The organism is Bifidobacterium moukalabense DSM 27321 (assembly GCF_000522505.1).
Classification (GTDB): domain Bacteria; phylum Actinomycetota; class Actinomycetes; order Actinomycetales; family Bifidobacteriaceae; genus Bifidobacterium; species Bifidobacterium moukalabense.
The window spans coordinates 1-13,638 of sequence record NZ_AZMV01000007.1 but is presented as its reverse complement, the minus strand read 5'-3'; the positions used below and the strand labels follow the sequence as shown (position 1 = coordinate 13,638).

Sequence of the window (13,638 nt, the reverse complement as noted above, 5' to 3'; positions counted from 1 at the left end):
AAGATTCCGGCATGCTTGCAGCTGAATGTGAGACCCCTGGTGGCATGTTCGGCGTGTTCGGCGACGGTATGCCGGACAACCCCGTCCACGAGAGCCCATACCGCGCTCACGCTATGCTGGTACGCGGAAAGTACACAGAGACTTGTGGTGCCGGAAAGGGTTGGCGTGAACTTCGAAGTATGGCCTGAAGCCATTGAATTAGGGCGCATGTTCGCCGAAGAGGGCTATGAATTGGCGTTGGTGGGAGGTCCGGTGCGCGACCTGCTGCTTCACCGCAAATCGCATGATCTTGATTTCTGCACGTCGGCACGTCCCGAACAGTTCGAACATATTCTGCGCCGTTTCGGCCGTGATGGATTCTGGGATATGGGCCGCAAGTTCGGTACGCTTGGCGCCATGCGCCGCCGGGAGGACGGCACCGAGGTGAAGGTGGAGGTCACCACCTACCGTTCCGATACCTATGATCCGGATTCGCGCAAGCCAGAGGTCAATTATGGCGACACTCTGGAGGGCGATCTGTCACGTCGTGATTTCACGGTGAACGCGATGGCGTTGCGTGTGCCTGATCTGGAATTCGTCGACCCGTTCGGCGGTGCAAACGATCTGGCCAAGGGCGTGCTGCGTACGCCGGTCGACCCCCGGCAGTCGTTCGATGACGATCCGCTGCGCATGATGCGCGCCGTGCGTTTCGTGGCACAGCTCGGCTTCCGCATCGAGCCGGAGACCGCCGAGGCGATCTCCGATATGGTCGATCGCATCGACATCGTCTCCGCGGAACGCGTTCGCGACGAGCTGACGAAACTGCTGCTGTCCGATCGTCCGCGTGCGGGCATCGAAGCGTTGGTCGAATCCGGCCTGGCGGACATCGTCCTTCCCGAGATTCCGGCCTTGCAACTGGAAATCGACGAGCACCATCGTCATAAGGACGTTTTCGAGCACACCATGATCGTCGTCGATCGCGCGGTGGCGTTGGAAACCGGCCCCGACGGACCGGTGCCGGCACCGGATCTGACGTTGCGCCTGGCGGCGCTCATGCACGATATCGGCAAACCGAAGACCCGCCGTTTCGAGCCCGGTGGCAAGGTGAGCTTCCACCATCATGATGCGGTCGGCGCGAAGATGACGCGCAAACGCCTGAAGGCCCTGCGCTTCGACCATCATCTGGTCGAGGACGTCAGCGAGCTGGTCAATCTGCATCTGCGCTTCCACGGGTATGTGGAGGAGCCGTGGACCGATTCCGCGGTACGGCGTTATGTGAAGGATGCCGGTCCGCTCTACGAGCGTCTGAACCGCCTGACGCGTGCCGATGCGACCACGCAGAACCGTCGCAAGGCCATGATCTTCTCGTCGGCCATGGATGAGATGGAACAGCGCGTACGGGACCTCAAAAAGAAGGAGGATTTCGACGCGATCCGGCCGGATCTCAATGGTGACGAAATCATGCAGCTGCTGGGCATCGAACCTGGACCGATGGTAGGCAAGGCCTATAGGCACATGCTTGAATACCGGCTTGATAACGGCCCCGTCGAACACGACGTCGCCGTGGCCGAACTGAGCCGCTGGTACGCCGAGCAGTGAAACGAATGCCCGCCTTCCCAATCGAAAGGCGGGCATTCGCTGATGCTGGGGTCGGCGCTCAGCCTTCCGGCGGATTCACCGGGTCATGCTGATCGGCCTTTGGCAGATCCGTCATCTTGTCCGCGGCCACGCAGCCCTCGAAGCTTTCGATCTGCTTGCCTGCGGCCGGCACCTTCTTGGTGTCCTGCAGATTGTCGAAGGTGGCGCCCACCACGATGTCGATCAGCTGGTCGGTGCGATCGTCCATGACCATCTTGGCGTCGGTGAAGTTGCTGTTCACCGTATACGCCTGGTTGATGGCGTTCTTGCCGAACAGGATCATGGTGCGCTCCACCTTGGTGCTGGTGTAGTTGTCGGGCGTCTGGGTATTGAACTCGCGGTTCTCCAGCGCGCCGCTGACGGCTTTGGCGAAGCCGATGAACTTCGTGCCGTTGAGCACACGGACCGTGATGTTGCGGTTCTCCGCATACTTGCCTGCGGAACCGTCCTGCTCATTCACCGCACAAGGTACCTGCTGACCGTAATTCGGTTGCACCGTAGCCGTTGTGATGGTGCCCAGGCCGCCGACATGGAAGAAGAACAGCAGGGAGATCACCATGACCACGGCCATGACGGCGCCGATGATGGAGAACACCACCTTCTGACGATGGCGTACGTACTGTTTGCGTGCTTCGCGCTCATCGATAGCTTGAGTCATTTGCGAGTTCCTTTTTCCAACGTCAATTGGTACCAACCTTACTGTCACGCAATGATATGCACAATCGGAACGGCAGGTGCCTGGGCCGCGATGATGCGGTCGACCGTACGCGACTCCTGCCATGCCAGACCCACGGATGAGGCCGCCTTGTCATCCGGCACAAAAGCGATGACGGATGGCCCCGAACCGGAGACGAACGCATGGCTTGCGCCAGACTCAAGTGCCGCTTCGATGGCCTGACCGCTGCGGGGATGCAGTGAGATCGCAGCCTGCTGCAGGTGGTTCTCATCACCCTCACCTGCACCGATCTGGTCGAATGCCGCATATACCTCCGGCGTGCGTAGTTCCGCACGATAGGCGCCTACCAGCAGGCACCCGGCAAAGCCGCGGTCGGTCAGATCGCGTACGGTATCGCAGTTCGGAGGCAACGCCTCGATCCGTTCGCCGAATCCGGTGCCATGCGCATACCCTCCCGATAGACAGAACGGCATATCGGCGCCCAAGGTGGCGGCGACCTTCCGGAGCCGGGCCAGAGGCCAGTCAAGATTCCATAGCTTGTTCAACGCCAGCAATGTGGCGGCCGCATCGGCAGAACCGCCGGCGAGACCGGCGCCGACCGGGATGCGCTTGTCGATGCTCAATGCCACATCGGGTTCGTTGCCGCTGGCCTCGGCCAAGGCGAACAGGGCGAGTACGGCATGATTGCGGCGCATGTCGCTGCCGGACGATGCCAGATCGCCCAAGTGTGTGCCCTCGAGGTTGAGGGAGAACCCGGTTCCGGGCATTTTGCGCGTTGCGGTGACGGTATCGTACACGCCGACCGCGCAATAGATGGTGTCGAGCTCGTGGCGGCCGCCCCATTCGGTATGGGGCGCGCCCACATGCAAGGTCAGATTGGTTTTCGCCGGGCAGTCGACGCTCACGGCTGAGAGCGGGGCGGTCATGCTGCGTTCGCCTCGCCGTCAAGGGAATCAAGCGCTCGCGTCAACGCCACGAATTCGTCGATGGTGAGCGTTTCACCACGACGGGTGGGGTCGATGCCGGCCATGCCGAACACCTCGTCCGGAACGAGTTTCTTCAGGGCCGCGTGCAGGGTCTTCCTACGTTGGCCGAAGGCGGCGTCGATCAGGCGGAACACCGTCTCACGCCTTGCGGCCGGGCCGCCGGCACCGTCGGCGGCGGGCGTATGCCCACCTTCATAACGCTTGAACAACACCAATGCGGAATCCACATTCGGCGCCGGCCAGAACACGTTGCGGCCGATGACGCCCGCGCGTTCGGCCGTACCGTACCAGGCGAGCTTTACGCTTGGGGTGCCGTAGATCTTCGATCCCGGATTCGCGGCCAGACGGTCGGCCACCTCCTTCTGCACCATCACCAGGAAGGAACGCAGGTTGTCGAATCGTTCCAACAGGGTGAGCAGAATCGGGGTCGCCACGTTATACGGCAGATTGGCCACCAGCGTAAAAGCCTCGTCGCCGCTGAAATCCGGCAGATTTTCCGGCGAGACGGTCAGTGCGTCACGATTGACCACACGGAATCGTTCCACGGCATCCGGCATGAATTCGGCAATGGTGTTCGGCAGGCGTTCGGCCAGCGACGGGTCGATCTCCACGGCGGTCATCGAGGCGCCGGTCTCCAGAATCGCCAAGGTCAGCGAACCGAGACCCGGACCGACCTCCAGCACATGATCGTCGGCCGTCACTGCGGCTTCGCGCACGATGCGTCGTACGGTGCCGGGATCGATGACGAAGTTCTGCCCGAATTTCTTGGTGGGGCTTATGCCGGCCTCGTCGGCGATGCGGCGGATGTCGGCGGCTCCCAGCAGATGCCCCTGCATGGTGGCGTTATTGGTTGCGTATTCAGTCATATGCTCGTTGTTCCCATTCCCATCAGTACCAGCCATGTTGCTCGGAATGCTCCCAGGCCTTCGTCGGGTTGCCGTAGCGCTGTGCGATGTAGTTCAGGCCCCAATCGATCTGCACGGCCGCATCATCACGCCAGTTCGCGCCGAAGGCGGCCATTTTGCTGCCTGGCAGGGACTGCGGAATGCCGTATGCTCCGGATGACGCGTTTTCCGCACTCCACATCCAGCTGGATTCACGGTTCCAGAGTTTGACCAGATCGGTCCAGTTCTGCCCGGTCCAACCATACTGGGCCGCAGCGCCCGCCGCATAGGTTTGGGCCTGGGCGGCCGATGGATGGTAGAGTCGGCAACCACTCGAAGCATTCGTCGTCTGCTGTGTCTGCGACTGTTGGGTTTGCGTCTGCGTTGGTGTTGGCGTTGGCGTCTGCGTTTGCGTTGGTTCGGTGGTGGGTGTCGACGTCGAATCGTTCTTCTTGGAGGAATCGTCTTTGTTGGAGGAATCGTTCTTCTTGTCGGTCGAATCCGAATCCTTGTCATCCGACTTGTCCTTCTTGTCGGACTTGTCTGAATCGTCGTCATTGCTTCCGGAATCCGCCTGACCGTTGTCGGAATCGTCGGAATCGGAACTCTCGGTCTTCTCCGGACCGACGGCGATGATCTGATCGATGGCGATCTTCGTGGTCACTTCGTTGATCAGTTTTTCGCTTTCCTCGACGCCGTCCACATAGGTGACGTCGTAGGTCTGCTGGATTTCGCCATCCTCGCCTTCCTGCCTTACCACGGTCTCGCCGGGCTGCAGGCTTGCGTCGATGATGGTCTGTGTGCCGTGAGGCACGATTTTCGTACGCGTCTGCTCGTCATGCGTCACGCGCTGTACGCGCAGAATGGTCTCGCCATTGTCCTTTTCGACGCTGACGCGGTCCTCCTTGTTCAGGATGATGCCTTTGGAATCGAGAATGGAGGCCGCCGGCAGCTTGCCGTTGGGTGCGACGGAGCTCTTGCCGTCGGCAATGACGGTCACAGGGCCGCTCTGGTTGATGACCATGCCTCCGGTGAGCTTGTTGTAGACGTTATCGATGTTGACGGTGATTTTCGACGCTTCCGCCTCGTTCTCCTCGAAGAATCCGAGCAGCTGGTCGGCGCTGGTCGCCACCGTCCAGAACGGCACTTCCTGGCCGTCGATGGTGATGGTGGTCTGATAGGCGCTACGCACCGTCACTACGGAATGATTCTGCAGGGTGCCGTTTGATGTGGATTCCACCAGATCGTGCGTCTTGACCTTCACCTGCTGCTCCTGCAACAGGCGGTCAACGCTCATCGCGTATGTGGTCACCGTGGTGGTTTTGCCGTCCACCGTCAACGCCACCGTTTTGCGCGCCCCTACGCCGAACGCCAATATCGAGGCGAGGGTGACCGCCGTAACGCAGGTGACGGTGCGTATGCGGCGTAGCATCACAAACCTCTGAGGGGTCCATCTTCTCGCCATAGCTCCTCTTTCCGATGCAGGCATACAACGTCGCCATTCTAATGGTCGGTGCGGAATGAGGGACCGGTTTTTTCGGCGCATTGGCCATACCGCCACATTTTGGCGGGCGGCAAAGAAAGAGGGGGCAGGAGAGAAGGGGATGTCCTGCCCCCTATGCCGGGCGAGACAGGTTGGGGGACGCCTCGCCCGATTGCCAGAAGCCACAAGTTGGGGGAAGGCTTCTGGATTACTTACCCGCGGTAAGAATAATCCCGAAAGAATCGGGTTCGAGCCTCCTGTCGGGATCGAACCGACGACCTGCCGCTTACAAGGCGGCCGCTCTGGCCATCTGAGCTAAGGAGGCATGTTGGCACTCGCCGAAACGAATTTCGAAAAGTGGAACGCTTGAATAGCATAACCAGCACGCCCAAAGCAGTCAACTTGACTTGTGCGCCTTACGGGCGTGCCGGCAGTTAGGGGGTGTTATTCCCCGGTGGTGACGGAAATCGGACCTTTCTTGGATCCGATGGACGGCATATCGCCGGCAACGCCGACCTGATCCGCCTTGAGCCCGATGGATTCAAGCAAACCTTCGGCGAGGGTCGTCTTGGCTGTCGACAGCTGGTTCATATCCCAGAACTTGCCGTTGATCGTCACCGTCGGCGTGGTCATGCTGCCCTTGTAGTTGCCGCTCACATTCCACAGCTCGGAACGCTTCGGCGTATACGTGTCGATGGCGTCGAGCCAATCCTGGTATTCGCGGTTGAAGGCCTTGTCGGCAACATCCTTGGAAACGCCTGCCGCGATCATCTGCTTCTTGATCTGGGCATCGCTCACCGACTTGTAATTCGAGCCTTCCTCCGGCTGGAAGTCTTCGGCGTACATCTTCTCCAGGAAGGAGATCAGGTGGCTTGGGTCGCTGTCATGTTCGGCCAGGTACATGGCGGCGTTTGCGGCGCGGCTGGAATATTCGTCGGTGGACCAACGGTCCATGAACGCCATGAAATGCAGGTCGAGATTGATCTGGCCGGCATCGATCATCTTTTGCAGATCCTCATCGAGCTGACGATGCAGATTGCCGCAGCCGGGGCACAGGAAATCCATATAGATGGAGATGGTCGGCGCACCTTCCACGGCCTTGCCGTAACCGTTCTTGGAAATCAGCAGTCCGCCCTTCTTGTCGACCAGGGACGGCGTATCCTTGACCTCCTGCAGTTTGTCGTACGCCTGCTCGACCGTAAGATCATCCTGCGCGTCGCTCGTCTTATGCGTGTTGTGGTAGACGGTGAATGCGCCGATGGCGACGAGAATCACCAGTACCGCTACCACGATGGCGCCGATCATCGTCTGCTGCTTGCGTTCCTTTTCCGCCTGTTCGGCACGTGCCTTGACGGCCGCCGCCTCGGCTGCCCTCCGCTCGGCACGGCTTTCGCGCTTCTGCGCATTCTTGTTGCTCTGGGCCATCCTGTTCCTTTCCCAGTGATTGCGGCACCATGTTGCTGTGCACCATAGTAACGATGAGACCTTATCGATTCGTAAGGGAGATTCGGAGCGGTCCGACGTACGGGTTTTGCGGCTTCCGTCCGACGGTGATCGGCCATCTACCGCGCGCCGCGCAGCGATCCGGCACCGAGCCGCATCAGCACGGCACCCGGTGCGATGGCCATCACCAACCAACCGATCACGCCGGAAATCGCCTGTATGAGGCCGCTGCGCGAGAACGGTCCCTCAATGAATGTCGGCAGGGGAATGGTCAGGCCAAGAAGGTCGGCATCGATCAGTTCGTATGGCAGTTGCAGGGCAAGCGTGGCCATCGCCAATCCCAACGCCATGATGATCAGCATGATTACCGTGCGGGCGCAGGAGTAGCCAAGACCTTTGAGCATGTGCCAAGGCAGGCTGGCCGCGCGGATGGCCCAATCGGTTTTCCGCCGTTCACCGCCTCGGCGGCCCTCGCGTTCAAGTTGTGATTCCACATTGCATCCGATGGTGAACAGCACCCAGCCGAGCATCAGGGCCGCGCCAAGCGCCATCCAGGGGGAGAATAGTGCGCAAATCGCCACCGGTATGGCGAGCAGCACGCATGGGAGCACTCCTCGCGACAGATATTCGCCACGTTTGACATCCGCAGGATTCGGCGGTTGCGGCGCATTCGGATCGATTGCGCTCTGCGGTACGGCCTGGGCGAGCTGCGGCGGCTGGCCGGCGACGGCATAGGGCTGTGACGGCTGCGTCATCGGTGATTGCTGGCTCTGCGCGATGTCGGCATGCGGAATCACCGATGGAGGCAACGATTGTGGGGCGGCCTGCGCCGTCGATCGATCCACCATGCGTTGCAGGGCCGGCTTGACGGTCGGGTCGATTTGCGTCGGTGCGCCTCCTGGGTTCCGGGCATCCTGCATCGGCATGGTCGGCATGGTCTGCGTTTGTTCGCCTTGCAAGGTCCGCGGAAGCGGCCGTGTGCCGCCTTGCGTCGGTATGACGCTGGTCGTACCTGCGTTCAAGGTCCCCAGCGCCTCGGTGGGAGCATCCGTATCGGCGTCGATGATCTGTGTGGACTCTCCGATCTGCGGCATGGTCTGCGTGCCGATGGCGTCCTCGCCGCCGACGTCGTCCTGCAGATGCCATAACGTGCGTGGATTGGAGTTGTCCTCCTGTCCGGATTCATCAAAAGGGGGCATCATCTCCGTTGCATCGCCTGAGAGCGTGGTCTGCGAAGGCTGCTGTGCCTGCTGCCAAGCGAGTGGGTTGAGCGCGTCGAGTGAAATCGCCTGCAGCAATGCATCCGGCGTGCAGCGCTTCGTCCTGTCGGGAGCAAGCGCCGATCGGAGGGCTGCCATGGTGCCTGCCGGCAATCCGGTCAGGTTCGCATTACCTGCGGCGGCACGTTCCAGAACCGCCATCATCGGTTTCGTGCCGAATACCGGTTCTCCGGTCGCGGCGAACGCCAGCACCGACGCCACCGACCACCAGTCGGTCATCTCGTCCGATTCGGCACCGTCGATGATTTCCGGTGCGATGAAGCCGGGCGTACCCATCACCAGACCGGTGCGGGTCACATGGCTTTCGCCTTCGCCCATGGCTATGCCGAAATCCACCAATACCGGACCGGTGGTCGACACCATCACGTTCGTCGGTTTGATGTCGCGGTGTACGATGCCGGCCGCGTGCACCGCCTTCACGGCCTCGATCAGCTTGCGGGACAGCCGCTCCAGATCATCGCCGACGTAACGGCCGTTGATGCGCACATCCTCACGCAGGTTCTTGCCTTCGATCAGTTCGGTGACGATGAATGCCAGAGCGTCGTCGAGTTCCATGTCGACGATGCCGCATACTCCGGGATGGCGTACCTTCTGCAGCGACATCGCTTCGCGGCGCAATCGCTCACGAGCCGTCATCCGATCACGGCAGGCCTCCGCCGAATCGCCTTCTTCGGTCAGTGAGTCACGCAGAATCTTCATCGCGTATTGGTGGCCGCCGTCGTCGCGCACACGCCAGACCGATCCCATCGCACCCGAGCCGAGCCGGGCGATCAACGTGTAGCCTCCTACGAGGCTGCCTTCTTCCAGATTCAATGCGCTTAGGTCGCTCATGGCAACCATCGTACTTTGCGGTGCCTTACTCACGCCCCTGATGTGCCGAAAGGGTGTGTTTTCCATGCAAATCATGCACGGAATGCATGCAGATTATGCACGCGAATCGACAGGCTGGGAGAATGACGGACCCTTTTCGGACGGGGTTTGATGAAATCGAAATATCGGCATGAAGAGGTGTCTTCACTTCTTGGTGATTCAACGGTGCGGGGCAGCGCCGTGCAATCGCTTGGCTTCGACAACGGTATCGGGCCTGCATGCCGTTTGGTTATGAGAATCAAGGAGGAGACATAATGCTTGGCATTAATTGGAGTGACGTGATCAACGTCCTCAAATCCGTGATGCCGCAGCTGATTGCGATCGGCGTTGTGCTGGTTCTGGCAATCATCCTGACCTTTGCCGTCAACAAGAAGACGGTGAAAAGCGTCGGCACGCGTAAACTGATTCATTCCGAATCCTGGCTGGTATTCCTGGTCGCCACGGTGATTGCGGTTTCCATGATGCTGTTCGGCCCGTTGAACACTTTGGTCACCAGTGCCACGGCCAAGAAGTATGCGCTTTCCGACGCCACCGTGTCCGCTGCGAACAAGCTGGCCAAGGAAGTGCAGTCGGAAGCGGTCACTATGCTGAAGAACGACGATTCCAACCTTCCGTTGTCCAGCAAGAAAGTCAATGTGTTCGGCTGGGGCTCCACCAATCCGGTTTATGGCGGTACCGGTTCCGGCTCGATGAGCGCGCAGTATGCCACCACTTCCATTCTTGACGGTATGAAGGAAGCCGGTTTTGAAACCAATGCCGATCTGACCAAGCTGTACACCGATTATCGTGCGGATCGTCCGGTTGTGGCCATGGCCGAGCAGGATTGGACCCTGCCGGAGGTCCCTGCGAAGCAGTATACGGATTCCCTGGTTTCCGAGGCCAAGGACTTCTCCGATGAGGCGGTGGTCGTGCTCACCCGAGTTGGCGGCGAAGGCGCCGACCTGCCGAAGGATATGAAGGCGGACGGCATCACCTACACCAACAACTCCAAGGACTACGAGGACTTTCAAAAAGGTCAGGGCTTCCTGGAGTTGAGCCAAACCGAAAGGGACATGCTCGATCTGGTCACCAAGAACTTCGACAAGGTCACTCTCATCTATAACGGCGCCAACACCTTCCAGTTCGACTTCCTCGACTCGTATCCGCAGATCAGGTCAGTGCTGTGGTGCCCGCCGGCGGGTCAGACCGGTTTCTCCGCCCTTGGCGAGGTGCTCGCCGGTGAGACCAATCCGTCCGGTAAGACTTCCGACACCTTCCTCAAGGACCTCACCAAATCCCCGTCCTACAACAATTTCGGCGATTTCAAGTATGACAACATGAAGGAATTCGCCACGGAGAACTTCGAGGAAGGCCAGACCTCCCCGGCGTTCGTCAACTATGTCGAAGGCATCTACGTCGGATATAAGTATTGGGAGACCGCGGACGATGAAGGTGCCGTCGATTACGACGCCTCCGTCGCCTTCCCGTTCGGCTACGGCCTGTCCTACACCACCTTTGATCAGAAGATGGGCGATGTGAACTATGACACCGAGAGCGGCACGATCACGTTCGATGTGACCGTGACGAACACCGGTGACCAGGCCGGCAAGGATGTGGTCGAGGTCTACTACAACCCGCCGTACACCGATGGCGGCATCGAGAAGGCCAGCACGAACCTGGTGGCGTTCGAGAAGACCAAGGAACTTGAACCGGGTGCATCCGAGACGGTGAAGGTCGAGTTCAATGACGACGACATGGCCTCCTACGACTACAAGGGCGCGAAGGCGTATGTGCTGGAGAAGGGCGACTACGCGGTGTCCATCCAGTCCGATTCGCATACGGCGATTGACAGCAAGACGGTCAATGTGGCCGATACGATCACCTATGACTCCGATTCGAACTCCCACAACGGTGACCAGACCGTGGCCACCAACCAGTTCGATGAGGCAGCCGGCGATGTGACGTATCTGAGCCGTGCGAACCACTTCGCGAATTACGCCGAGGCGACTGCGGCCCCGACCGACTTCACCTTGAAGGAAGACGTGAAGAAGACGTTCTTCAATAATTCGAACTACGATCCCTCCCAGTACGACAATGATTCCGACGAGATGCCGACCACCGGCGCCAAGAACGGTCTTAAGGTCGGTGATCTGACCGGTAAAGACTATGACGATGCCGATTGGGACAAGCTACTCGACCAGCTGACCTTCGATGACATGGATACCTTGATCGCCAACGGCGGCTACGGTACTCAAGCCATAAAGTCAGTTGGTAAGATCGCTCTGACCGACCTTGACGGCCCGGCATCGCTGAACAACAACTTCACCGGCGTCGGCTCCATCGGTTTCCCGGCTTCCACCGCATTCGCATGTACATGGAATAAGGATCTGGCCAAGGAATTCGGCAACATGATCGGTGACATGGCACATGATATGAATGCCTCCGGTTGGTATGCGCCGGCCATGAACATTCATCGTAATGCTTTCTCCGGCCGTACCTTCGAGTACTTCTCCGAGGATGCGCTGCTTTCCGGCACCATGGCCTCCCGCGAGATTGCCGGCGCCAAGGAAAAGGGCGTGTATTCCTTCATGAAGCATTTCGCTCTCAATGATCAGGAAACCAACCGCTTGAGCGAGGTGAACACCTGGTCCAACGAGCAGGCAATCCGTGAGATCTATCTCAAGCCATTCGAGATGAGCGTGAAGGAGGGCGGTGCACAGGCGGTCATGAGTTCCTTCAACTACATTGGCACCGAGTGGGCTGGCTCCAACACGCACCTGCTCAACAGTGTCCTGCGTGACGAGTGGGGCTTCCGCGGCTTCGTGCTGACCGACTATTTCGGTGGCTACGGATACATGAACGGCGACCGTGCCATCCGCGGCGGTGGCGATGTGATGCTGGCGACCACTACAGTCACCAACCACATCACCGATCACAGCGCCACCTCAGTGAAGGCGATGCGTACCGCCTGCCATAACATCCTCTACACGGCGGCCAATAGCTATCACTATGCCGATGGCCAGCCGCAGGAGGAATTGCCGGTCTGGCAGACCGCCCTCTACGTGGTCTGGGGCGTGATCGCGGTGCTCGTCATCGGTCTGGAATTCCTGACCATCAGGCGCTACATGGCCCGCAGGAAGGCAGTGGCGACGGTCGAGTCGGCTGCCGAGCCCACCAAGACCGAGTGAGCTCGCCCCCATATCCCATAACTGAATGATCGATGAATGATCAAGCCGGAAGGCGGCTGTTCGCGCAGTCGCCTTCCGGCTTTTCGTGTCGGGGTTTCCCTGTCCGTCCTTGCGTCCTGTGTGACCGAGATGAGTTTCCGGGTTGCGTGGCGTGTGGGTTCCTTCGTGGAATGGGGCCGTCCGCGGGTCCGTCTCCGCGGGTTGCGTGGTGCGTGTGGGTTGCCGTGTCTCCGTGCGTGGCCGGTGTCGTCCGGCCGTGGCCCGTGTTGCGTGGTGTGTGCGACACGCCGATGAAGATTCGATTTCGTGCAGTGCGATTGCTGTTCCATGGGATTCCGGCGGTGATGTCGGCCTTGCAGGGTGGTTTGCGACACGCCGGCAAAGTCGTGTGTTCGCAACGGTTTTAGGCCTTTTCGCGCCTGCGGGGTTGCGTGGGTGCGGGTTCCCGTGTATGTTTGTCTCTTGCTGCTCAGCACGGCGGCCCGGCTCCCATGGTTCGGGGCGGTCTGCTGGTGCGGTGGTGGTTTGAGAACTCAAGAGCGTATCTGTACTACTTCTTTATGGTCAAATGATTGCCAGTCCGTCCTACGGCCCGCGCGTTGCGCGGGTGCCGGGAGACCGGTCGAACGGGACGGGGTTTTCGTGCGATGCGCCTTTCCTGATAAGGCGATGTCGATTTTCTTTGTTTTTGAGGGTCATTGTTTGGTTCTCTTCATGAAGGTTTTTTGTGGAGGGTTCGATTCTGGCTCAGGATGAACGCTGGCGGCGTGCTTAACACATGCAAGTCGAACGGGATCCCGGGGGTTCGCTCCCGGGTGAGAGTGGCGAACGGGTGAGTAATGCGTGACCGACCTGCCCCATACACCGGAATAGCTCCTGGAAACGGGTGGTAATGCCGGATGCTCCGGCCCATCGCATGGTGGGCCGGGAAAGATTTCATCGGTATGGGATGGGGTCGCGTCCTATCAGGTAGTCGGCGGGGTGACGGCCCACCGAGCCTACGACGGGTAGCCGGCCTGAGAGGGCGACCGGCCACATTGGGACTGAGATACGGCCCAGACTCCTACGGGAGGCAGCAGTGGGGAATATTGCACAATGGGGCGCAAGCCTGATGCAGCGACGCCGCGTGCGGGATGGAGGCCTTCGGGTTGTAAACCGCTTTTGATCGGGGAGCAAGCCGGCTTGTCCGGTTGGAGTGATGACCCTTCCGAATAAGCAACCGGCTAACTACG

The 13,638-nt window shown here is 59.9% G+C and carries 8 protein-coding genes, 1 tRNA gene and 1 rRNA gene; 3 read left to right on the top strand and 7 right to left on the bottom strand.

Going from position 1 to position 13,638, the window contains the following annotated elements:
• Positions 1-165: 165 nt before the first annotated feature.
• Complete coding sequence (locus BMOU_RS06435; RefSeq protein ID WP_034875979.1) at positions 166-1,578, top strand: CCA tRNA nucleotidyltransferase; 1,413 nt, start codon at positions 166-168, stop codon at positions 1,576-1,578.
• A 58-nt stretch (positions 1,579-1,636) separates the two neighbouring features.
• Here BMOU_RS06435 and BMOU_RS06430 read toward each other — a convergent pair whose 3' ends face one another.
• The 7 genes from BMOU_RS06430 to BMOU_RS06400 all read right to left on the bottom strand — a co-directional run bounded on the left by BMOU_RS06430 (position 1,637) and on the right by BMOU_RS06400 (position 9,209).
• Entirely contained in the window at positions 1,637-2,275 is a 639-nt protein-coding gene (locus BMOU_RS06430) for a LytR C-terminal domain-containing protein (protein WP_034875976.1), read from the bottom strand.
• A gap of 44 nt (positions 2,276-2,319) precedes the next feature.
• Complete coding sequence (locus tag BMOU_RS06425; protein ID WP_034875973.1) at positions 2,320-3,219, bottom strand: 4-(cytidine 5'-diphospho)-2-C-methyl-D-erythritol kinase; 900 nt, start codon at positions 3,217-3,219, stop codon at positions 2,320-2,322.
• Positions 3,216-4,145 carry a 16S rRNA (adenine(1518)-N(6)/adenine(1519)-N(6))-dimethyltransferase RsmA gene (rsmA, locus tag BMOU_RS06420; RefSeq protein ID WP_034875971.1) on the bottom strand — a complete coding sequence of 310 codons (930 nt, stop codon included), beginning with the start codon at positions 4,143-4,145 and terminating at the stop codon, positions 3,216-3,218. The genes BMOU_RS06425 and rsmA overlap by 4 nt, the downstream gene beginning before the upstream one ends.
• Before the next feature lie 22 nt (positions 4,146-4,167).
• Positions 4,168-5,628, bottom strand: coding sequence for an aggregation-promoting factor C-terminal-like domain-containing protein (locus BMOU_RS06415; RefSeq protein ID WP_034875968.1), 1,461 nt, complete (start codon positions 5,626-5,628; stop codon positions 4,168-4,170).
• A gap of 269 nt (positions 5,629-5,897) precedes the next feature.
• Positions 5,898-5,971 (bottom strand) — tRNA-Thr (locus tag BMOU_RS06410).
• Positions 5,972-6,090: 119 nt separating this feature from the next.
• Positions 6,091-7,071: a DsbA family protein gene (locus BMOU_RS06405; RefSeq protein WP_034875965.1), complete on the bottom strand. Its 981-nt coding sequence runs from the start codon at positions 7,069-7,071 to the stop codon at positions 6,091-6,093.
• A gap of 137 nt (positions 7,072-7,208) precedes the next feature.
• A complete protein-coding gene (locus tag BMOU_RS06400; RefSeq protein ID WP_235143737.1) occupies positions 7,209-9,209 on the bottom strand; it encodes a serine/threonine-protein kinase in 2,001 nt (666 codons plus the stop codon).
• Between the two features lie 284 nt (positions 9,210-9,493).
• Between BMOU_RS06400 and BMOU_RS06395 the strand changes: the two genes are divergently transcribed.
• Positions 9,494-12,406 carry a glycoside hydrolase family 3 N-terminal domain-containing protein gene (locus tag BMOU_RS06395; protein WP_034875959.1) on the top strand — a complete coding sequence of 971 codons (2,913 nt, stop codon included), beginning with the start codon at positions 9,494-9,496 and terminating at the stop codon, positions 12,404-12,406.
• A gap of 724 nt (positions 12,407-13,130) precedes the next feature.
• A 16S ribosomal RNA gene (locus BMOU_RS06390) occupies positions 13,131-13,638 on the top strand; the annotation flags it as partial.

Coding starts and splice junctions, on each gene's coding strand:
- BMOU_RS06395 (WP_034875959.1), top strand. CDS start 9,494: ATGCTTGGCATTAATTGGAGTGACGTGATCAACGTCCTCAAATCCGTG.
- BMOU_RS06400 (WP_235143737.1), bottom strand. CDS start 9,209: ATGGTTGCCATGAGCGACCTAAGCGCATTGAATCTGGAAGAAGGCAGC.
- BMOU_RS06415 (WP_034875968.1), bottom strand. CDS start 5,628: ATGGCGAGAAGATGGACCCCTCAGAGGTTTGTGATGCTACGCCGCATA.
- BMOU_RS06425 (WP_034875973.1), bottom strand. CDS start 3,219: ATGACCGCCCCGCTCTCAGCCGTGAGCGTCGACTGCCCGGCGAAAACC.
- rsmA (WP_034875971.1), bottom strand. CDS start 4,145: ATGACTGAATACGCAACCAATAACGCCACCATGCAGGGGCATCTGCTG.
- BMOU_RS06405 (WP_034875965.1), bottom strand. CDS start 7,071: ATGGCCCAGAGCAACAAGAATGCGCAGAAGCGCGAAAGCCGTGCCGAG.
- BMOU_RS06430 (WP_034875976.1), bottom strand. CDS start 2,275: ATGACTCAAGCTATCGATGAGCGCGAAGCACGCAAACAGTACGTACGC.